This is a genomic window from Dermacoccus sp. PE3 (assembly GCF_001021715.1).
Lineage (GTDB): Bacteria > Actinomycetota > Actinomycetes > Actinomycetales > Dermatophilaceae > Dermacoccus > Dermacoccus abyssi.
This window is the reverse complement of sequence record NZ_LDCM01000003.1, coordinates 65,418-85,379: the sequence shown is the minus strand read 5'-3', so window position 1 is coordinate 85,379 and position 19,962 is coordinate 65,418. Positions and strand designations below refer to the sequence as shown.

The 19,962-nt window shown below is 68.3% G+C and carries 19 protein-coding genes; 5 read left to right on the top strand and 14 right to left on the bottom strand.

Annotation, left to right across the window (positions count from 1 at the left end; genetic code table 11):
* Positions 1-102 precede the first annotated feature (102 nt).
* Together purH and AA983_RS08275 are read right to left on the bottom strand one after the other, a co-directional pair.
* On the bottom strand, positions 103-1,713 hold the full coding sequence (gene purH, locus AA983_RS08280; RefSeq protein WP_047311812.1) for a bifunctional phosphoribosylaminoimidazolecarboxamide formyltransferase/IMP cyclohydrolase: 1,611 nt from the start codon (positions 1,711-1,713) through the stop codon (positions 103-105).
* Positions 1,706-2,371 (bottom strand): phosphoribosylglycinamide formyltransferase, encoded by a 666-nt coding sequence (locus tag AA983_RS08275; protein ID WP_231579571.1) that lies wholly within the window; start codon positions 2,369-2,371, stop codon positions 1,706-1,708. Before AA983_RS08275 ends, purH begins: the two co-directional genes overlap by 8 nt.
* A gap of 410 nt (positions 2,372-2,781) precedes the next feature.
* On the opposite strand from AA983_RS08275, the gene AA983_RS08270 reads away from it, so the two are divergent.
* Entirely contained in the window at positions 2,782-3,426 is a 645-nt protein-coding gene (locus AA983_RS08270) for an endonuclease domain-containing protein (protein ID WP_197078989.1), read from the top strand.
* A gap of 68 nt (positions 3,427-3,494) precedes the next feature.
* On the opposite strand, the gene AA983_RS08265 is transcribed toward AA983_RS08270, so the two are convergent.
* From AA983_RS08265 to pcrA, 8 genes are all read right to left on the bottom strand, one after another.
* Positions 3,495-3,881, bottom strand: coding sequence for a hypothetical protein (locus AA983_RS08265; protein WP_047311810.1), 387 nt, complete (start codon positions 3,879-3,881; stop codon positions 3,495-3,497).
* 52 nt (positions 3,882-3,933) lie between these two features.
* On the bottom strand, positions 3,934-5,067 hold the full coding sequence (locus tag AA983_RS08260; RefSeq protein WP_047311809.1) for a DUF6350 family protein: 1,134 nt from the start codon (positions 5,065-5,067) through the stop codon (positions 3,934-3,936).
* A gap of 404 nt (positions 5,068-5,471) precedes the next feature.
* Positions 5,472-6,143: a DUF4352 domain-containing protein gene (locus AA983_RS08255; protein WP_047311808.1), complete on the bottom strand. Its 672-nt coding sequence runs from the start codon at positions 6,141-6,143 to the stop codon at positions 5,472-5,474.
* Between the two features lie 78 nt (positions 6,144-6,221).
* Positions 6,222-6,917: a DUF4352 domain-containing protein gene (locus tag AA983_RS08250; protein ID WP_047311807.1), complete on the bottom strand. Its 696-nt coding sequence runs from the start codon at positions 6,915-6,917 to the stop codon at positions 6,222-6,224.
* Positions 6,918-7,134: 217 nt separating this feature from the next.
* Positions 7,135-8,034 (bottom strand): succinate--CoA ligase subunit alpha, encoded by a 900-nt coding sequence (gene sucD / locus AA983_RS08245; protein ID WP_047311806.1) that lies wholly within the window; start codon positions 8,032-8,034, stop codon positions 7,135-7,137.
* Positions 8,035-8,050: 16 nt separating this feature from the next.
* A complete protein-coding gene (sucC, locus tag AA983_RS08240) occupies positions 8,051-9,235 on the bottom strand; it encodes an ADP-forming succinate--CoA ligase subunit beta (protein WP_047311805.1) in 1,185 nt (394 codons plus the stop codon).
* 101 nt (positions 9,236-9,336) lie between these two features.
* Positions 9,337-9,768 carry a cobalamin B12-binding domain-containing protein gene (locus tag AA983_RS08235; RefSeq protein WP_047311804.1) on the bottom strand — a complete coding sequence of 144 codons (432 nt, stop codon included), beginning with the start codon at positions 9,766-9,768 and terminating at the stop codon, positions 9,337-9,339.
* Between the two features lie 134 nt (positions 9,769-9,902).
* Positions 9,903-12,539 carry a DNA helicase PcrA gene (pcrA, locus tag AA983_RS08230; protein WP_047311803.1) on the bottom strand — a complete coding sequence of 879 codons (2,637 nt, stop codon included), beginning with the start codon at positions 12,537-12,539 and terminating at the stop codon, positions 9,903-9,905.
* A gap of 147 nt (positions 12,540-12,686) precedes the next feature.
* Between pcrA and AA983_RS08225 the strand changes: the two genes are divergently transcribed.
* The gene (locus AA983_RS08225) at positions 12,687-13,355 is read left to right on the top strand and encodes a DedA family protein (protein WP_047311802.1); all 669 of its coding nucleotides are present in this window, start codon (positions 12,687-12,689) and stop codon (positions 13,353-13,355) included.
* Between the two features lie 73 nt (positions 13,356-13,428).
* A complete protein-coding gene (locus AA983_RS08220) occupies positions 13,429-13,776 on the top strand; it encodes a hypothetical protein (protein WP_047311801.1) in 348 nt (115 codons plus the stop codon).
* Between the two features lie 182 nt (positions 13,777-13,958).
* Here AA983_RS08220 and AA983_RS08215 read toward each other — a convergent pair whose 3' ends face one another.
* Together AA983_RS08215 and AA983_RS08210 are read right to left on the bottom strand one after the other, a co-directional pair.
* Positions 13,959-14,645, bottom strand: a complete 687-nt coding sequence (locus AA983_RS08215; protein ID WP_047311800.1) for a response regulator transcription factor — start codon at positions 14,643-14,645, stop codon at positions 13,959-13,961.
* A complete protein-coding gene (locus AA983_RS08210; protein ID WP_052947004.1) occupies positions 14,642-15,865 on the bottom strand; it encodes an ATP-binding protein in 1,224 nt (407 codons plus the stop codon). Before AA983_RS08210 ends, AA983_RS08215 begins: the two co-directional genes overlap by 4 nt.
* A gap of 125 nt (positions 15,866-15,990) precedes the next feature.
* Between AA983_RS08210 and AA983_RS08205 the strand changes: the two genes are divergently transcribed.
* Positions 15,991-17,400 (top strand): PspC domain-containing protein, encoded by a 1,410-nt coding sequence (locus AA983_RS08205; protein ID WP_047311799.1) that lies wholly within the window; start codon positions 15,991-15,993, stop codon positions 17,398-17,400.
* A 67-nt stretch (positions 17,401-17,467) separates the two neighbouring features.
* On the top strand, positions 17,468-17,773 hold the full coding sequence (locus tag AA983_RS08200) for a hypothetical protein (protein WP_047311798.1): 306 nt from the start codon (positions 17,468-17,470) through the stop codon (positions 17,771-17,773).
* Between the two features lie 356 nt (positions 17,774-18,129).
* Here the strand turns inward: AA983_RS08200 and AA983_RS08195 are convergent, their stop codons facing one another.
* Together AA983_RS08195 and AA983_RS08190 are read right to left on the bottom strand one after the other, a co-directional pair.
* Positions 18,130-18,837: an NUDIX hydrolase gene (locus AA983_RS08195; protein WP_052947003.1), complete on the bottom strand. Its 708-nt coding sequence runs from the start codon at positions 18,835-18,837 to the stop codon at positions 18,130-18,132.
* Complete coding sequence (locus AA983_RS08190) at positions 18,834-19,952, bottom strand: glycosyltransferase family 4 protein (RefSeq protein WP_047311797.1); 1,119 nt, start codon at positions 19,950-19,952, stop codon at positions 18,834-18,836. The genes AA983_RS08195 and AA983_RS08190 overlap by 4 nt, the downstream gene beginning before the upstream one ends.
* Positions 19,953-19,962 lie beyond the last annotated feature (10 nt).

The following is a 19,962-nucleotide window of genomic DNA, read 5'->3' as shown; positions in this document are numbered from 1 at the left end:
CAGGTCACCGCGACGATGGCAGGTTTGGCTGAAGATGTGGCCGACGTTCAGGCCATCTTGAGTCAAACCCGCCATCGGGGGGTTGTCGATCAGAGGTGTCACTCAGTGCGCGAAGTGACGCGTGCCGGTGAAGTACAGCGTGACGCCGGCCTTGTTCGCGGCCTCGATGACCTCGGCGTCACGAATCGACCCACCCGGCGCGACAACGGCCTTGACGCCCGCGTCGAGCAGGATCTGCAGGCCGTCGGCGAACGGGAAGAACGCGTCCGACGAGGCCACCGAACCACGGGCCCGCTCGGCGCCTGCACGCGTCACGGCGAGGTTGCACGAGTCGACGCGGTTGACCTGGCCCATGCCGATACCGACCGACGCGCCGTCCTTGGCGAGCAGGATCGCGTTCGACTTCACGGCGCGCACCGCACGCCACGCGAACGCGAGGTCACGCATCGTGGCCTCGTCCGCGGCCTCGCCGGCGACGAGCTGCCAGCGCTCGGGATCGTCACCCGTGGTGCCACCGTCCTTGTCCTCGCCCTCGGCGTCGATCATGTCGCGCTCCTGCACGAGCAGACCACCGCTGATCGGGCGCATGTCGAAACCACCCGCAGTGGGCGCGGGCACGGTGACGAGGCGCAGGTTCTTCTTCGCGGTGAGTACCTCGAGGGCGTCGTCGTCGAACGCCGGCGCGACGACGACCTCGGTGAAGATGTCCTTCACCGCGTCCGCCATGGCCTTCGTCACCGGTCGGTTGGTCGCGATGATGCCGCCGAACGCGCTCGTCGAGTCGCACTCGTGGGCGCGCTGGTGCACGGCCGCGATGTCCTCGTCCGGTGCGCCGACGGCGATGCCGCACGGGTTGGCGTGCTTGATGATTGCGACCGTCGGCACGTCACCGTGGTCGTACGCGGCGCGGTAGGCGGCGTCGGCGTCGACGTAGTTGTTGTACGACATCTCCTTGCCGTGCAGCTGCTCGCCCTGGGCGAGGCCGCTCGCGTCGGCCGACGTGTAGAGGGCCGCCGCCTGGTGCGGGTTCTCGCCGTAGCGCAGGCTCGCGGCCTTGGTGTACGTCGAACCCGTCCAGTCGGGGAAGGTGTCGCCGGTGGTGGCGTCGTTCGAGCCGACGAGGTTCGCCCCCATCCAGGTGGCGACTGCGACGTCGTAGGACGCGGTGTGGACGAAGGCGTCACGCGCCAGCGCGGTGCGCTGCTGCAGTGTGAAGCCGCCGCCGCGCACGGCGTCGAGCACGTCGGCGTACGACGTCGGGTCGGTGACGATGGCCACCGTCGGGTGATTCTTCGCGGCCGCGCGCACCATCGTCGGGCCGCCGATGTCGATCTGCTCGACGCACTCGTCGATGCTCGCGCCCGAGGCGACCGTCTCACTGAACGGGTAGAGGTTCACGACGACGAGGTCGAACTGCTCGACACCGAGGTCCTCGAGCTGCTTCATGTGATCGCTCTTGCGCGAGTCGGCAAGGATGCCGGCGTGCACCTTCGGGTGCAGCGTCTTGACGCGACCCTCGAGGCACTCGGGGAAGCCCGTGAGCTCCTCGACCGCCGTGACGGGGATGCCGAGACCCGCGATGAGCTTGCTCGAACCGCCCGTCGAGACGATCTCCACCCCGGCCTCGTGCAGGCCGCGGGCGAGCTCCTCGAGCCCCTGCTTGTCGTACACCGAGACGAGAGCCCGCCGAATAGGGCGCATGCCGTCACTCATTGATCGAAACCGTCCTGCCGTTGATGGACCAACCTCGTGCGAACCCGCGGACCACGTCCACGAGCATGGTGCGCTCCTCGACCTTGATGCGTTCGTGGAGCGATTCCTCGTCATCGTCGGCGCGTACGTCGACGACGCGCTGATCGATGATGGGGCCTGTGTCGACACCGGCGTCGACGACGTGGCACGTCGTACCGGTGACCTTGACGCCGTGCGCGAGCGCGTCCCGGACGCCGTGCGCTCCGGGGAAACTCGGCAGCAGCGCCGGGTGGGTGTTGATGACGGTGTGGCGCGAGAGAGTCTGCGCGCCGAGGATCTTCATGAACCCGGCCGAGACGACGAGCTGACGAGCCGCGACGTCACCGCCGGTGAGCGCGGCGAGGTCGAGGTCGTCGTCGGCATCGCTGAACGCGCGCTCGATGGCGTCGGCGAGCGCCGCGTCCCACTGGCTGCGCTCGGGGAAGTGCCGCGTCTCGACGGCGAAGGTGGGGATGCCGGCGATGGTGGCGCGCTCGAGGCCGGTGCACTCCCGATCGGCACCGACCGCGACGATCTCGTACACCTTGCCGTGGGCGTCGTCGTCGATGAGAGCCTGCAGCAACGAGCCGCTTCCGGAGACGAGAACGACGACCTGCAGGGGCTTCGACTGCTCGCTCACGCCCCCACCCTATCCCCCGATGTTGAGCGGTCGCAGCGGCATCTGTACCCGGATACCCAGGCAACATCGGCGAGGTTTTCCACAGGCCCACATTCATCGGGAGCATCCTCACCGCCGGCACGCAGGCTGGAAGCATGACTCCCCGTTGGAAGCAGACCCATGAGCGAGCCGTGGCGCTGGCAGAGTCGAGCTACGGCGTTGTGAACCGCGCGCGTCTTAGGCAAATCGGCGTGACACGGGAGGACGTACGCACACATGTCCGCGCCGGACGTTGGATGCAGTTGGGCAACAACACCTTTCGCCCGCCGACAAACGCTTGGTGCCCTGAACGCTCTCCCATCGCTGTCGCCGTCTTCGAAACTCAGGGGCCGGCCTGGGCCGAGGCCTCGAGTGCCCTGATTCTCCACGGTTTGCGAGGCTGGAGCGCGCAGCAGATCGTCGTGGCGCTGCCTCACTACGGTCAGCGCACGTCCTTCCCGCCCGGCACGCGAGGGATGTTCCTGTTCCGGCCACCCCGGCTGTCGCAGACACCGATTCCCCACTCTCATCCCGCATGGGCGTCGTTGCGCGCCGCCGCCATCGCGCGAACGGATCGGGAGGCTGCGACGGTGCTCGCCATGACGGTGCAGCAGCGACTCGCCCGAGCAGACGACTACTGGCAGGCCCTCGAATGCCTCCCCAAACTGCACCGCCGCAAACTGATTCGCGAACTTCTCGGGGACATCACCACCGGGTCCGAGTCGATTGGTGAGATCGATTTCGTTCAGCTGTGCCGCAGACGCGGTCTACCGGTGCCGGATCGTCAGGTTCGACGACGTCACCCGAACGGCTCGTACTACCTCGACGTGCGCTGGGAGGCTGCGAAGCTCACCGTCGAGATTGACGGCATGCACCACTTCATGGGCGACAACCCGACTCAGGACGCCCTGCGTCAGAACTACCTCACCCTGGGCGGTGACGCCGTGCTGCGCATTCCCGTGGTGGCGCTACGCACCGATCCGGATCCGTTCTTCGCACAGATCGAACATCGGCTGCGCGTCGCGGGGCTCCTGTGACGCCGATGTTTCCTGGGTATCGCGGGACCGGTGCCGCGGCGCCCGCTCAACATCGGGGGTGGGGGTGGTCAGTCGAGGAAGAAGCGCTGGACGGTGCCCGGGTGCTGGTCGTGCTGGTTCTCGCAGGCCTCGCGCGCCTGGTTGGTGTTCGCACCCCAGAGGCACTTCTGGTAATCCATCGTGCGCTCGTACTGAACGAGCGGGGCGACGACCATGGCGATGAGCAGTGCCGTGAGACCGAGCCCGATCATGTTGGGCGCAACGGCCTTGTTCTGGCCGGACTTCTTGAGGTCCTGGATGAAGCGCACCCCGTAGTAGAACGACGCGACGAGCGGGATCACCGCAAGCGCCGTGCCGGGCATGGGCAGCCACGACAGGGCGAAGCCGAGGATGAGGTAGCGCAGCGACAGCATGCTGTTGCGCGCACCGACGGGCGCCTTCGGAGTGTCGTTCACGTCTCTCCCAACGAGCGAGGGCCTGGGATTACTCCCGACCTCAGCGGGTTTTTCAGTGGGTGTGGTTCAGCATCCAATGCCGCACGCCGGCCACCGCGACGGCCGGCGTCACGAAAAGGACGGGCAGCAGCACCCATGCGTTCCACCCGGGGCCGACATAGTCGAGGAGCCCGGTCGAGACACGGGCCGTTGCGAACCACCACACGAGCCACATGACGAGCGTGGCGAGCGCAGCGGCGCACAGAGCCACCGTGCATTTCGCGCGAAGGCTCGACAGTCGCGTCAGCGCGCCGACAGCGTCCCAGCCGATCCAGCCGCCCACTGCGATCGGAACGAGGAGGAAGATCCACGCCCAGGGCCCGACCCCGTCCGGCAGCGCGCCGAGCACCGGAATCATCGGCAGAGTGCCGGGCGTCATCGCGCCGTGCCCGATCGAGACAGCACCGACGTGCACCGACGAGCCGGTGAACCATCCGGCGCCGAGGGCCATGAGGTTGGGCAGAGCCAGAAGCTGCGCCGCGACGAGGAGGATGCCTCCGACGAGACCGGGGTTCAGCTGTTGGTGGACGGTCCAGACGCGTCCGCCGTGCCAGGCGACGAGCGCGACGACGAGAACGAGCGAGGCGAGGGCAAGCCAGCGCAGGCCGCGTAGCCCGGACCGGATCGAACGCTGCAGCAACAGCGGTGTGGCCTCGAGGACGAGATCGTCGAGAGCCTTCAGCTCAGGTGAGTGCTCTCGCTCGTGCCAGGCCGTCCATGCCACGCCGGCAGCCGCGACGACGAACGGTCCGAGCAGGAGGGACCACCAGCTGATGTGGCTCGCACCCAACGAGGCAACGACGGCGAGCACCTGAGCCGCAGCGACGTAACCGCCGATGAACGCGAGCAGGATGAGGCGCAGGTCGCGCGCGTGCAGGCGCTCGTCGGGGAACGCCGCGCGAGCGCCGAAGCGAGCTGCCAGAACGCAGAGAAAGGTGAGGACAAGGGGGCTGAAGACGACGCTCGTGCCGTCGACGTTGACGTGTCCGCGGTGCGCGAGCGCCCACAGGTCGATCGTCACGCCGAGCGTGTCGTTCCACGACGAGCTCGACTGCGAGTCGATCGTCCACGCTGCGAAGACCGGCACCATGAGCGCGATGACGACACCGATGGCCGAGAGCGCTCCGTAGCCGAACGCGAGGGGCACGTGCGGGCGTCCCTCGGGCCGGGCGTCCTTGCCGCTCGTCGGCCGTCCGGGGCCGGGCCGCTGGGAAACGCGAGGGTTCTGCGCGTCACGAGGGGGTTTCGCACCGCGGTTCGACGCGTTGCGTCCTCGGTCGAGCTCCCGACGCGACGCGCCCCTGCCGGTCTGGCTGCCCTGCGCTGCGCGCTGCGGACGCGCACCGGCCCCACCTCGGCCGTCACTCGGACGCGGGGGGCGCGGACGGTTCGAGGAGGGACGTTCGGCGGGATCGGGGCGTCGTGAAGTCATCTCGCCCGTCATCCTCTCAGGCCCGCCTGGGAGCCTCACGATGCCACGCCGTGGGCACACGCGAGCGGGCCGGCGAGACACTCTCACCGGCCCGCTCGGGGCAAGACACCGCTCGGGCGTCAGTTGGCCTGGATACGCACCGGACGGTCGTCGCCGTAGCTGCAGTCGACGTCGATCGTCTTGATCTTCTGGCCGGGCGAGACTTCGTACACGAGGTCACCGGTCGTGGTGTCACCCTTGTAGAGCGAGCCGTAGCCGAGCCGCGAACCGTAGTCGACGTACTTGTCGCTCGGGCTCGTGTTGTCGCTCAGGCGCACCTTGACACAGCTGCTGCTGAAGCGCAGCTCGTCGTCGTCGAGGTTGGTTGCCGAGATGTTGATGGCCACCCAGTGCTTGCCCGCCGCGGGCTTCTGGTAGTCGCTGGAGGACTTCACGTCGTCCGTGACCTTGCTGACCTTGATCGACATCTTGTCGGTCTTGACCTCCTGGCCGACCTTGCCGACCTTGGGGCCCGACGAGTCGTCGCCGCCGGAGTCGTCGTTCGACTCCGAGGAGCTCGGGCTCGACGACGAGCTGCTGGGCTCCTCACTCGGGGACGAGGACTCCGACGACTCGGGCGATTCCGAGCTGCTCGGGCTGTCCTCGCTCGGGGCCGCCTCGCTCGAGGAGCTGGACGAGGAACTCGAGCTGGTACCACTGGAACCTTCGACCTGCGTGCAGGCGCTCATGCCGAGAGCCATCGTGCCTGCGATTGCGGCGACGCTCAGCTTGCGCGTCATCAACTTGGTCATGTGCTCTTCTCCCTGTTCTGAGTTAATTTCGGACTCGCGCCCGAACGGTGCTGTCGAAAAATTGAGGATGATGTGCGCTTACTTGCTCACATCGATGCGGATGGCGCGCTGGTCGCCTTGCAGCGAACTGAGCGAGCACTTGACGTCGACCTGCTTGAGCTTCTGACCGGTCGGCACCTCGAACGTGATGTCACCGACGGCGGTGTCGCCCTTCTGCAGAGCACTCGAGTTGAACTTGGTGCCGTAGTCGGAGAAGAGCGAGTCGTCAGCCGTCTGGTTCTGGTCGGTCTTCGCATCGACGCAGAACAAGGTCGAGAAGTTGAGCGGCTTCGACGACGTGTTCGTCACGCTCATGTTGACGGCCACCCAGCGCTTGCCCGCGTCGGGCTTCATGAAGCTGTCGGAGGAGACGGGAACCGGGTCGACGACCTTGCTGATCTTGACCGTCATGTCGCCCGTCTTGGCTTCCTCGCCGACCTTCGCCCGCACGAGGCCCGACTGCCCCTCGGAGCCCGAACCGGGGTCTTCGGAGCTCGACTCGCTCGACGAGCTGGATTCACTCGGCTCGCTCTGCGAACTCGATTCGGGAGCGGACGAGCTCGCCTGTGCCTGCTCGCTCGAGGATTCACTCGACTGCGGCGCTGCCTCGCTCGAGGACGACGACGATGATGAGTTGGACGATGCGCCCGACCCGCCTTCGACGCTGGTGCAAGCCGAAGCGGACAGCACCACCGCGGCAGCGGCCGCGAGCATTGCGGAACGTGAGACCTTCATGACTTCTCCTCCCCCGCCCGGGCGCCATCGCTCGGGATCTCAGGACAAAACTAACTGCACCTGAGACGCGAAGAAGGCTCGTTCGGTTCCGCCGGTGATCAATGTTCTCAATTCGTGTCCGAGCAGCCGGAATGTGGACGTTTTTCGCGCTCGGACACGACAACGCCCGGCCGCCGTCCCCTGCGGGACGACGGCCGGGCGTCGGTGATTCAGTGCGTCACTTGGAGAGGTTGTTCATGATCTCCGTCATGAGAGCAGCCGTCTCGGACGGCGTCTTGCCGACCTTGACGCCGGCAGCCTCGAGGGCCTCCTTCTTGGCGGACGCGGTACCCGACGAGCCGGAGACGATGGCGCCGGCGTGGCCCATCGTCTTGCCCTCGGGGGCCGTGAAGCCCGCGACGTAACCGACGACCGGCTTCGTCACGTTCTCCTTGATGTAGGCCGCGGCACGCTCCTCGGCGTCGCCACCGATCTCACCGATCATGACGATGGCGTCGGTGTCGGGATCGTTCTGGAACGCCTCGAGCGCGTCGATGTGCGTCGTGCCGATGACCGGGTCACCGCCGATGCCGATGGCCGTCGAGAAGCCGAAGTCACGCAGTTCGTACATCATCTGGTACGTCAGCGTGCCCGACTTCGAGACGAGGCCGATGCGGCCCGGGCCGGCGATGTTCGCCGGGATGATGCCGGCGTTCGACTGTCCGGGGCTGATGATGCCGGGGCAGTTCGGGCCGAGCAGGCGCGTCTTCGTGCCCTTGCTCAGGTTGTAGAACTCGGCCGAGTCCTTCACCGGGATGCCCTCGGTGATGACGACGGCGAGCGGCATCTCGGCCTCGATGGCCTCGACCGCGGCGCTCTTGGCGAAGGCCGGCGGAACGAAGATCACGGAGACGTTGGCGCCGGTCTCGGCCATGGCGTCCTTGACGGAGCCGAACACCGGAACGGACTTCGACTCACCGTTCACGTCGAAGTCGACCGTCTGGCCGGCCTTCTTCGGGTTGACACCGCCGACGATGTTGGTGCCGGAGGCGAGCATGCGCGTGGTGTGCTTCATGCCCTCCGAGCCGGTCATGCCCTGGACGATGACCTTGGAGTCAGCGTTGAGAAAAATCGACATGGAAGTCTGATCCCTTTCAGTTGGCCGCGGCCAGCTCGGCAGCCTTGCGGGCTGCGCCGTCCATGGTGTCCACGACCGTCACGAGCGGGTGGTTGAAGTCGGCGAGGATCTTGCGGCCCTCTTCGACGTTGTTGCCGTCGAGACGCACGACGAGCGGCTTCGTGGCCGAGTCGCCGAGCTTCTTGAGGGCGCCCACGATGCCGTCGGCGACAGCGTCACACGCGGTGATGCCGCCGAAGACGTTGACGAAGACGCTCTTGACCTGGTCGTCACCGAGGATGACGTCGAGACCGTTGGCCATGACCTCGGCCGAGGCACCGCCACCGATGTCGAGGAAGTTGGCCGGCTTCGCCTTGCCACCGGTGAAGTCCTCACCGGCGTAGGCGACGACGTCGAGCGTGCTCATGACGAGGCCCGCGCCGTTACCGATGATGCCGACGTTGCCGTCGAGCTTGACGTAGTTGAGGTCGAGTGCCTTGGCCTTGGCCTCCAGCGGGTCGGCCGCGGCCTTGTCCTCGAGCTCCTCGTGACCGGGCTGACGGAAGTCGGCGTTCGCGTCGAGCGACACCTTGCCGTCGAGGGCGACGATGTCGCCGTCCTCGGTCTTCACGAGCGGGTTGACCTCGACGAGGGTTGCGTCCTCGTCGCGGTAGACCTCCCACAGCTTCTGCAGCACGGGAACGATCTTGGCGCCGGTCTCGGCGTCGAACTTCGCGGCCTCGACGATCTCCTTGGCCTTGGCCTCGTCGATGCCGACGTTGGGGTCGACCTCGATGCGTGCCAGAGCCTCGGGACGCTCCACGGCGAGCTGCTCGATCTCCATGCCGCCCTCCTTGGAGCACATGGCGAGGTAGCTGCGGTTGGCTCGGTCGAGCAGGATCGAGAAGTAGTACTCCTCGGCGATCTTGGCGCCCTGGGCGATCATCACGGTGCCGACCGTATGGCCCTTGATGTCCATGCCCAGAATCGCACTGGCGTGCTGCTCGGCCTCGTCAGCGCTCTTGGCGACCTTGACGCCGCCGGCCTTGCCTCGGCCACCGGTCTTGACCTGGGCCTTGACGACGGTGACGCCGCCCGACTTCGCACCGATCTGCTCGGCGGCAGCCTTGGCTTCTTCCGGGGTGGTGGCCGTCTGGCCTGCCAGCACCGGAACGCCGTGCGCCTCGAACATGTCGCGCGCCTGGTACTCGAAGAGATCCACGCGAATCCATCCTCATCGTTGAACTGGAGTGTTCCGTCTGTGACTTTAACGCGCTTTCGACGCGGGTAGTAACGGGGGGCTTCCCAGCGTCGCGACGGAGGTCAGGCTGTGGCTGCGGGCTGACCGACGTTGGCCCGCACCCAGTCGACGACCGTGGTCGTCGGGGCACCCGGAGTGAAGATCTGCGCGACACCCATCTCCTTGAGCGGCGGGATGTCCTCCTCCGGGATGATGCCGCCACCGAAGACGACGATGTCGTCGACGCCCTGCTCCTTGAGCAACTCGGTGACCTTGCGGAACTGCGTCATGTGAGCGCCGGAGAGAACGGACATGCCGATGGCGTCGGCGTCCTCCTGCACAGCGGCGGTGACGATCTGCTCGGGTGTCTGGTGCAGGCCCGTGTAGATGACCTCCATGCCCGCGTCACGCAGGGCACGGGCAATGACCTTGGCGCCACGGTCGTGGCCGTCGAGGCCCGGCTTGGCGACGACGATGCGCAACCGCTCGGTGGCACCTTGCGTGTTCTCGGACATGGTGGGCTCCCTTCGCTCGTTGTTCGAACTGTAACGCGCACCACACGGCAAAATTCAGTTAAGCGTCGTTAACCGAGATTTCGATCGTGTTGCGCTCGCCATCTGTTCGGGCCCGCACGGGGGCTCCGGCCGGCTCAGAGCTTCGTCACCGGCGCGTAGCGCAGCAGGAGGCGCTTGGGCGGGCCGTCGCCGAAGTCGATGTGGGCCATGGCGCGATCACCCTGGCCCTCGACGCGGATGACCGTGCCGAGGCCGAAGCTGTCGTGCGTCACCTTGTCGCCGGCATCGAGGTTCGGGATGGCGCGGTTACCTCGTCCCACGGCCGAGTTCTTGTTCGCCGAGAACGAGCCCGCGCGACCGCCACTCGAAAGGCGCGCGACGGGAGCGGTGCCGCGGCCGATGACGGGGCCGTCATCGTCGTCACGCCCAGAGAACCCGCCCGAGCGTGAGCCCCCGCCGTAGCCGCGCGGACCCGTGGCGAACGTCGTGCCCTCGCGCTCCCAGTGCAGCAGGTCGTCGGGGATCTCGCCGAGGAAGCGCGACGGGGGGTTGTACTGCGGCGCACCCCAGGCCGAACGCACCGCAGCACGCGAAAGGTAGAGCCGCTGCCGAGCGCGCGTCAGACCGACGTAGGCGAGGCGCCGCTCCTCCTCGAGCTCCTTGGTGTCGCCCAACGCGCGCATGTGCGGGAACGTGCCGTCCTCCATGCCGGTGAGGAAGACGACGGGGAACTCGAGGCCCTTGGCGGTGTGCAGCGTCATGAGCGTGACGACGCCCTGGTCCTCACCGTCCTCCGGAATCTCGTCGGTGTCGGCGACGAGCGAGACCTGCTCGAGGAAGTCCTCGAGCGTGGCCCCCGGGTAGTTGTCGTCGAACTCGTTCGCGACGGCGACGAGTTCGGCGAGGTTCTCGATGCGCGTCTCGTCCTGCGGATCGCGGCTCTCGCGCAGCTCTTTGAGGTAGCCGGTGCGTTCGAGGATCGCCTCGATGAGCGGGCCGACCCCGCTGCCGCTCTCGCGCACGACCCGCAGGCCCTCGAGCAACTCGGTGAACCCGCGGATCGCGCTCACGCTTCGCGTGGCGATGCCCGGCGCGTCGTCCGGGCGGGCGAGCGCCTGGATGTACGTGATGCGCTCCCTTTCGGCGAGCGCCCCGATGCTCGCCTGCGCCCGATCGCCGACGCCGCGCTTGGGGGTGTTGACGATGCGACGCAGGTTGACCGTGTCGGCCGGGTTGGAGATGACGCGCAGGTAGGCGAGCGCGTCCTTGATCTCCTTGCGCTCGTAGAAGCGCGTGCCGCCGACGACCTTGTACGGCAGGCCCACGCGCACGAATACCTCTTCGAGCGCGCGTGACTGAGCGTTCGTGCGGTAGAAGACGGCCACGTCCTTGGGCTTGACGCCGTGGCTGTCCCCCAACGAGTCGATGGTGCGCGCGACGAAGGCCGCCTCGTCGTGCTCGCTGTCGGCGACGTAGCCGACAACCTTCTCCCCCGCGCCCTGATCGGACCACAGGTTCTTCTTGCGCCGCTCCGGGTTGCGCTCGATGACGGCGTTCGCCGCACCGAGGATGTTCTGCGTCGAGCGGTAGTTCTGCTCGAGCAGGATCGTCGTGGCGTTCGGGTAGTCCTCCTCGAACTCGACGATGTTGCGGATCGTCGCGCCGCGGAACGCATAGATCGACTGGTCGGCGTCACCGACGACGCACAGGTCGGCCATCGGCACGCCCTCAGCCGCGCGCGAGTCGCCCTCGGCATCGACGGATTCGATGCCGCCCGACGCCTTCTCACCCCCGGCGAGTTCACGCACGAGCACGTACTGCGCGTGGTTCGTGTCCTGGTACTCGTCGACGAGGATGTGGCGGAAGCGGCGCCGGTAGTACTCGGCCACCTGCGGGAACGCCTGCAGGATCGTCACCGTCGTCATGATGATGTCGTCGAAGTCGAGCGCGTTCGCGGCCGTGAGGCGCTGCTGGTAAAGCCGGTAGGCGTCGGCGACCTTGCGTTCCTGATCGGTCTCGGCGCGACGCGCGGCCTCCTCGGCGTCGATGAGCTCGTTCTTGAGGTTGCTCACCTGGAAGCTGAAGGACTTGGGCGGGTAACGCTTCGGGTCGAGGTCGAGATCGCGGGTGACCATCGCCATGAGGCGCTGGCTGTCGGCGGCGTCGTAGATGGAGAACGTCGACTTGAGGCCCACGTGCTTGGCCTCGCGGCGCAGGATGCGCACGCACGCCGAGTGGAACGTGCTCACCCACATCGCGTTCGCGGCGCGCCCGACGAGCTGCTCGACGCGTTCACGCATCTCGGCCGCGGCCTTGTTCGTGAAGGTGATGGCGAGGATCTGCCCGGGCTGGGCTCCTCGTTCGGCCATGAGGTAGGCGATGCGGTGGGTGAGCACCCGCGTCTTGCCCGAACCGGCACCGGCCACGATGAGCAGCGGCGAACCGAAGTGCTTGACGGCCTGCGCCTGCTGCGGGTTCATGCCCTCGAGCAGGCTCGCGGGGTTCGCGCGGAAATCGGGCCCGGCTGAGGTGTCGGGGCGCCCCCAGTGCGAACCGCGCCCGAGCATCGGTGCGTCGGACTCGTCCGGAGGAACGTCGCCGTCGCCGTCGGCCGGGGGCTCTTCGAGGGCCCACAGCGGCACTCCTGAATCGTCGACCGCAGAGGTCTGCGCGCCCTTCGGCGTGCGTTCCGCGCGGTTCGCCCGGCGCGCGTCGCCGTTGCTTCCGGCGTCGAAACCGGGCAGGGGAAGGTCGTCGAAAAGCCCACTCATGATGGTGCCCAGTCTAGGAGTGAGCACCGACAACGTCGGCCCTCCCCGCGAGAGGCCGTGCGGGGGCTGCACGCAAGGTGGGCGAGGACACGTCTCATCGGCGTCATGACGGTCAAAACTGCCGAAAAAGGCGCCTACCCTGGAGGGGTGGATTTCAATGCCCTCCTCGATGCGGTACCGGCTCAGGCCGTCTATGCCCTGACCGGCCTCATCATTCTCGTGGAGAGCATCGGCATCCCCCTGCCCGGCGAGATCATGCTCGTCACTGCGTCCCTTCTCGCGTCGGGGCCAGAGCCGCGCATCAGCATTCACGGCGTGGCCGCCGCCGCCATCGTCGGCGCTGCGGTGGGTGACTCGATCGGCTACTTCGTGGGCCGCCACTTCGGCGATCGCCTGTTCGGCTGGCTCGGCGAACGCTTCCCGCACCACGTCAACGACGAGACGATCGGCTACGCCAAGCACGCGTTCCACCGCCACGGCGTGTGGGCCGTGTTCTTCGGCCGCTTCGTGGCACTGCTCCGCATCTTCGCGGGCCCGCTCGCGGGGTCCCTGCGCATGAGCTACCCGCGCTTTCTCCTGGCCAACGTCACGGGCGCTTTCGCGTGGGCCGGCGGTCTGGCCTACGGGGTTCACTTCCTCGGCAAGGTCGCGGAGAAATGGATGCACAACTTCTCGTTCGTCGGCCTCATCGTGGCCCTCGCGTTCGGCGTCTTCGTCTCCACCGTGATGCGCAAGCGGATCAGCGCCAACGTCGCCGCCTACGCCGAGGCCAAGCGGGCCGACGGCGAAGAGATCAACCCGACGATCGTCGCCTGACGCTCGGATAGCGAACGCACGGCGAACACCCCCGCCGCACAAGCGATGTGCAGCGAGCACCTACCCTGGAGTCATGACGACTCTGCAGAACGTGCTCCTGTTCGCCCACCTGCTCGGCATGGCCGCGATCATCGGTGGGTACGCCGCCGTCGCCAAGGCACCGCGTGCCGTGCCCGCGATGGTGTGGGGTGCCCGCGCGCAGCTGCTCATCGGCCTCGCGATGGTGGGTGTGGCCTCATCGCAGAGCTGGGAGCTCAACCACGTCTGGGTGGCGGTCAAGCTCCTCATCGCCTTCGTCGTCGTGGGCCTGCTCGAGGTGGCCCAGTCGAAGGAGAAGAAGAACGAAGTGGCTGCTCCGCTCGTCACCGGTGCCGCGGTGCTGGCCGTCGTCAACGTCGCCGTGGCCGTCTTCTGGCACTGATCGACTCACTCGCACGAAGGTGCGCCCCGGTTCGCCGGGGCGCACCTTTCGTCGTCCGAGCCTGGCCGCGATGGGCTGCTCGTGAAGTGCGCACTCGTCGTCACGCCACTTTGGATCCTGAACTCGCCCGGTTGAGGTGCCGACCTGCCGTCACGGCGCATGCGGCTCTCAAGGCCGGGACGTCAGAGCAGGCGCCGCGCCATCGCCCACGACGTGAGCTCGTGCCGGTTCGACAACTGCAGCTTGCGCAGGACGTTGCTCACGTGGGTTTCGACGGTCTTGACGGAGATGAACAGCTCCTTCGCGACCTCTTTGTACTGATACCCCCGCGCGATGAGGCGCATCACTTCGCGCTCACGGGCCGAGAGCTTGTCGAGCTCCTCGTCGACCTCGGCCACCTCCCCTGCTGCGGCGCCGAACGCGTCGAGGACGAATCCGGCCAGCCGCGGCGAGAAGACGGCGTCACCCGCGGCGACGCGCTCGAGGGCGCGCAGCAGGTCGTCGGGTGAGATCGTCTTCGTCACGTAACCGCGAGCGCCCGCGCGGATGACGGCGACGACGTCCTCCGCCGCGTCCGAGACCGAGAGCGCGAGCATCCGTACCGGCTCCCCCGCGTTCGAGTCGACGCCCGCACAGGCGCGGGCCACGTCGGCTCCGCCACGTCCGTCACCGCCGGGCAGGTGCACGTCGAGCAGGACGACGTCGGGGCGCTCGCGGGTGATGACCTCGACCGCCTCCTCGACGCTGCCCGCTTCACCGACGAACTCCACGGGCGTGCCCGCCGACGCGGCCTCGAGCAGTTCGGCGCGCACGCCGGCGCGAAACATCCGGTGGTCGTCGACGAGGACGACGCGCAACGGTGCAGTCATGACCTTTCCTCCAGGGGCATCGTGAGTGAGACTTCGAGACCGTCGTCGAGACGACGGATGCGGGCGCTGCCGCCGTGACGTTCCATGCGCCCGACGATCGACTCCCGCACCCCGGCGCGGTCCTCCGCGACGGCGTCGGGATCGAAGCCCTCGCCGTGGTCGCGGACGAACACCTCGGCCACGTCGGCGTTGAACTCGGCGTAGACGGAGACGGGCGGCGCACCGTGCTTGGCCGCGTTCGTCGTCGCCTCCCGTACCGCGCTCACGAGTGCTTCGATCCGCGGGGTCACGGGTGCTTGCCCGGTGACGATGACGTCGACCGGCACGGCGAAGCCGTCCTCGACCGCGTGGACGACGCCGCGCAGCAGTTCCGGCGCGTCGGCCACCTCGGGGGCGTTCTCGTCGTCGGCGAAGAGCCACGAGCGCAGGTCGCGCTCCTGGGTGCGGGCGAGCTGGGCGATCTCCGGTTCGTTCGTGCGGCGCTGGATGAGCGCGAGCGTCTGCAGGACGGAGTCGTGCAGGTGCGAGGCGACGTCGGCTCGGGCGTCGGCCATGGCCTTCTCCGCCTGGTCGCGACGCATGTCGTCCCACAGGCGCAGCCCGAACGGCGCGAGCACGGCCGCCAGCCCGCCGAGCAGGACGACGAGGGCGATACCCACGTCACGCAGACCGGCGAAGCCACGACCCGTCGCGGCCGCCGTGACGAGACCGACGAGCACGAGGAACGCACCGAAACTCAGGCGCAGCAATGACTCTCGTCGACCGAAGTCACTGCTCACCCAGGCTCGTCGGTCGCGGTCGGCCAGGCGTGACCACGCAATGACGAGGCCCGCCGACGACACGAGCAACGGAATGCCGAGCTGAACGCTGACGCCCGAGGTGTCGGCCAGCAGTGCGCCGACGAGCGTGACGATGAGGAATCCGGACGCGAGCAGCAGGCGCGGACGCGGCGTCCGACCGGCCTGCTCGGCGCGCGGCATCGAGAACCACAGGAAGAGGTAGACCGGCAGCCCCACCCACACGAGCGACGTGACAATGACGACGCCCCGCACGGCCCACGCCGAGACGCCGAGGTGGCGTGCGATACCGGCACAGACACCGCCGAGCCAGCCTGCTCGAGGCAGGCGCTCGAGCGGAGGCCGTTCGTTGACGTCCGGCCAGTGCGCAGGCAGCACGCGTTCGGCCCCCGAGGGGGCCGAGGTGCTCTGCTGCGTCGTCATGACTCCATGGTGTCGCACGCGCGAGCGCGAGCGCCCCTTTCCCGGGGTCGCCTCGGGGAAGTTCAGGGTCGCGTCAGGGTTGCTCCCCCTGCCGGTGGACCGCGAGTACGCGGCAGGCTGGGAGCATGAACGAGACGGCCACCCCGAACCCGCGGGAAGACGAGCGCACCGGAAGCAGTGCGAGCGGCGCGACAAGCGCCACGACGGGAGCGGGCTTCGACCGCTTCATCGAGACGTTGCGCGACATCGACCTGCGTCGCGACACCGACGGCGGGTGGCTCGGCGGTGTCTGCGCCGGCGTCGGGCTGCGACTCGGCGTCGCGCCGTTGCTCGTGCGCGCGGTGGCCATCCTGCTCGTGCTGTCAGGTGTCGGCCTGGTGGTCTACCTCCTGGCGTGGAGTCTCGTGCCCGACCTCGCCGACCGCGTCGTGCTCGACGAGGCCCGCCGCGGCGACAGCGGTATGCCGATGGTCGTCCTCGTAATCACCGCGCTGGCGCTCATCGTCACGATGCCGTGGGGCTTCGGTTTCGAGTTCCTCGGCAACACCGGCCCCGTGATCTCCCTCGTTGCACTCGGGGCCCTGGCGTTCGTCGTCGTTCGTCGCGGCCGTAAGGACGAACCTCTCCCCCTTGGCGCGACCTACGCTCCGACGCCCGCACCAGGCGGGAGCAACACCGTGGCAGAACCACCCGTGACGGGCTACGGATTCGACGGCGACGCCACCTCGAGCTCGGTGCCGTTCATCGACGAGCGCCGAAGCGCCCGGGAGCAGTTCCGGGCGGCTCGGACTCACCACCAGCAGAACAACCTCGCCGCCCAGGAGGCCCGCCGCGCGCGCAACGCCGAACGCCGCGCCCGCCGACGCCGCACCCGGTTGCCGTTCGCCGCTCTCCTCCTGCTCGCCGGCCTTGCGATCGTCCCACCGGCACTCGGCCTCGTCGGCGGCGTGACGACCGGCGGCGAAACGGCATTGCCCTGGTTGGTGTTCGGGAGCCTTGCCGTCGTCAGCCTGGGGGCCCTCTTCTTCGCGCTGCGCGGCTACCGCGTCGGTGTGTTGAGCCTGCTCGTCGTGCCGCTCATCGCCGTCAGCATCACCTTCGCGTCGTTGCACTCGGCCGGCTACTCGAGTCGCACGAGCTCCCTGTCCGCCCAGCCGACGACGTTGGCCGCCAGGCAGTCGTACGACGCCGGAATGGGCACGAGCACGATCGATCTCACCCGCGTCGATGTCGCGACAATGCCCGAGGTCGTCGACGTCAACGCCCGCCTCACCGCCGGGCGCCTGCGCGTCGAGGTGCCGCGCGGCGTCAAGGTCGAACTCACCTCTGTGACGCGCCTCGGGTACATCAGCGCCGCCGACGGCGCCGGCCAGGTGTTCTACGAGGCAGGCGGTTCGAGCGGCACGGAGCCGACCCGGACGACTCTCGGGTCGGGCAACAAGACGATCCGTCTGAAGACCGACGTCGGAATCGGCGACGTGTTCGTCCATGTGCGCAGCCAGGCACCGTCGCAGACCCCCGGGTCGAGCTCGTGAACGGCGAATCGACCCCCGACGCGGCACCGATGACCAACCCCACCTCACGAGAGCAGGCGAACGAGCGATGACGAGTTACGACGACTTCAGCTACGGCGCGAGCGCCCCCACGCAGGCCTGGTCGTACGAGCAGGGGGCCACACCCGCACCGGCGAGCGCACATGAGCGACGCGACGACGAACGTCGTGAAGCCAACATCGTCGGGGCCGTCCTCGCCACGATCGGACTCGTCACAGCCGTGCTCTGCGCGCTCGCGTACGGCGACGTCATCAGCCTGGACTCGCGCTACACGGTGCCCGGCATCCTGCTCGGCATCGGCGCCACGGCCGTCGTGGCCGGTGCGCTGGGGCTCGTCCACGGGCGCCGACGCTGATTCGTGTCCTGGATACGACGCTGGTTCCATCGACGCACACGTTGCCGGACGAACAGCACCATGAGCACCGCCACGGCTGCGACCACAGCGTCCGCCAGCCAGAACCATCGCGTGTCCACGAGGTTCGCCACCCGATGTTCATGGTCCTCCACCGTGGCAGCGTTCGGCGCCCCAGGGACGTAGCGCACTTCGAGAGGCGGATAGGCGCGGGTACCCGGCATCGGAGGTTGCAGGCCACCCCGTGTGTACCAATGGCGGGTGGAATCAGGCCGGAACCCAGAGCAGGCAGATCGCCAGGAGCCCGAAGGCGAGCTACCCGTAGACGGTGCGAGCCCTCACCCGGCCGCCAGTCGCACTCATGGCATATCCGCGAAGGCCCGCACCGCATCGAGGGCCCACGAGGCCATGCCGCCCTCGGGGTAACCGGGCGCTTCGGGGTCGACGGCGTCGGCGATCGAGAACCACGCCGCGCTCTCGGTCGAACCACCGACGTCGTGGACAACGGGTTCGGACGGCTGCGAACAGGACGCGGTGAACAGCAGGCGCACCGCGTGGAAGTCCTCCACGACGTCACCGCGCCCGATACCCACCCGATGCGAGGACGAGACGTCGACGAGCTCACCGAGCTCCACGTCCTGCCCGGCTTCCTCCCAGACCTCTCTCACGACGGCTTCCGCCGGGTGCTCCCCCGCGTCGACACCGCCACCCGGCAGGATCCACAGACCCGGTCGTCCGGTGGTCTGGGACAGGCGGGTGAGCAGCACGCCACGTTCGCTCGTGACGACCGCGTAGGCGGCGAGGCGCTGCCGCACGAGGTCCGCCTTCTCCGTGGCATGCGCACAGGGTGTGCGGGACGAGGCCGGCAGCGACGTCACCTCGTACGCGAGGACGGCGTCGTCGGCGTCGCTCGTCACGTGGGGCAGCCTGGAGGCCCGGAATCCAGCCTCGCGCAACTGGCGCCGGGGCGCGACGCCCTGGCGCAGCGTTTCCCGGAACACCTCCCGAGTGCCACCCGCGTCATCCGCGGTGAGTCCGACGACGGTGATGCCCGCCCCGACGTTCATCGTCGCCTCTGCAGGTCGGCGGCCCGCGCGTACTCGTCCTCGGCGAGGCGTACGACCTCGGGCCACGCCTGCTTCGGGCGCACGGTGCGGTTCGTGTGGGCCATCGACTCGCGCAGGTCCCGGTCGAGTGCGAGCCGGGTGAGGCCCGCGACCAGCCCCTCGTCACCGTCGACGAGCAGGCCGTTCACCTCGTTCTCGACGAACTCGCAGACGCCACTGCTCGTGGGCGCGAGCACCGGCAGACCCGACGAGCGCGCTTCGAGAGCCGCGATGCCGAACGCCTCGAGGCGCGCAGGCGCAACGTAGAGGTCGGAATCGAGGTAGCGCTCGTGCAGTTGCGCACGCGTCATGCGCCCCGGCAGCGACACCCACTCGTGCGCGTCGGCGAGGTCGACAGCGCGTACGAGCTTCGCGCGCAGCTCCCCCTCGCCGGCGATCTCTAGACGCACGTTCGGCGCTTCGCGGTGCACGGCCTTCATCACCTTGAAGAACTCAAGAGGCCGCTTGCGCCGCGCCAGACGCATCGCCGAGATGACACGCACCTCGTCACCGATCCGCGGGCCACCGGGGGTCCAGACGTCCGTGTCGATGCCGTTGGGCAGGACGACGACCTCGTGCCCGGCGCCGGCCATCGACGCCACCGGCCGCGCGGCCACCCGCGACACCGCCGAGAGCGCCGCGCCGTCGGCGGCCCACCGCTTGATGAAGCCCAGCGGACGCAGCAACGGTCCCGCCCAGCTCATGACCGAGTGCCACGTGACCGCGGTCGGGATGCCCATGCCGAGCGTCATCCGGACCGCGTCCATCGAGAAGGGGCTGATGACGCCGATGTGGGCGTGGACGACGTCGAATCCGCCGTTCGTGATGGCGACGCGCAACTGCGAGATGGCCATCGGGTTGAGCGCGACGTCGTAAGGCAGACCGAGCGCGAAACGGTGGACGTGGATGCCGTCGATGATCTCCAGGCCGCTGTACTGCTCCGCGTGCGCCGGCGTCACCGTGTAGGCGACGACCTCGTGGCCCTGGGCGACGAGGCGCTGCGCGAGATCGTGCACCTGCACCTCGATACCGCCCAAGCGAGGCAGGTAACAGTCCGACACCAGCGCGATCTTCACGGATGGAAGT

Bases quoted from the DNA above. Each gene is read 5' to 3' on its own strand.
- AA983_RS08255 (WP_047311808.1), bottom strand. From the start codon at position 6,143: ATGACCAAGTTGATGACGCGCAAGCTGAGCGTCGCCGCAATCGCAGGC.
- AA983_RS08205 (WP_047311799.1), top strand. From the start codon at position 15,991: ATGAACGAGACGGCCACCCCGAACCCGCGGGAAGACGAGCGCACCGGA.
- AA983_RS08250 (WP_047311807.1), bottom strand. From the start codon at position 6,917: ATGAAGGTCTCACGTTCCGCAATGCTCGCGGCCGCTGCCGCGGTGGTG.
- AA983_RS08220 (WP_047311801.1), top strand. From the start codon at position 13,429: ATGACGACTCTGCAGAACGTGCTCCTGTTCGCCCACCTGCTCGGCATG.
- sucD (WP_047311806.1), bottom strand. From the start codon at position 8,034: ATGTCGATTTTTCTCAACGCTGACTCCAAGGTCATCGTCCAGGGCATG.
- purH (WP_047311812.1), bottom strand. From the start codon at position 1,713: ATGAGTGACGGCATGCGCCCTATTCGGCGGGCTCTCGTCTCGGTGTAC.
- pcrA (WP_047311803.1), bottom strand. From the start codon at position 12,539: ATGAGTGGGCTTTTCGACGACCTTCCCCTGCCCGGTTTCGACGCCGGA.
- AA983_RS08215 (WP_047311800.1), bottom strand. From the start codon at position 14,645: ATGACTGCACCGTTGCGCGTCGTCCTCGTCGACGACCACCGGATGTTT.
- AA983_RS08235 (WP_047311804.1), bottom strand. From the start codon at position 9,768: ATGTCCGAGAACACGCAAGGTGCCACCGAGCGGTTGCGCATCGTCGTC.
- AA983_RS08200 (WP_047311798.1), top strand. From the start codon at position 17,468: ATGACGAGTTACGACGACTTCAGCTACGGCGCGAGCGCCCCCACGCAG.
- AA983_RS08195 (WP_052947003.1), bottom strand. From the start codon at position 18,837: ATGAACGTCGGGGCGGGCATCACCGTCGTCGGACTCACCGCGGATGAC.
- AA983_RS08210 (WP_052947004.1), bottom strand. From the start codon at position 15,865: ATGACGACGCAGCAGAGCACCTCGGCCCCCTCGGGGGCCGAACGCGTG.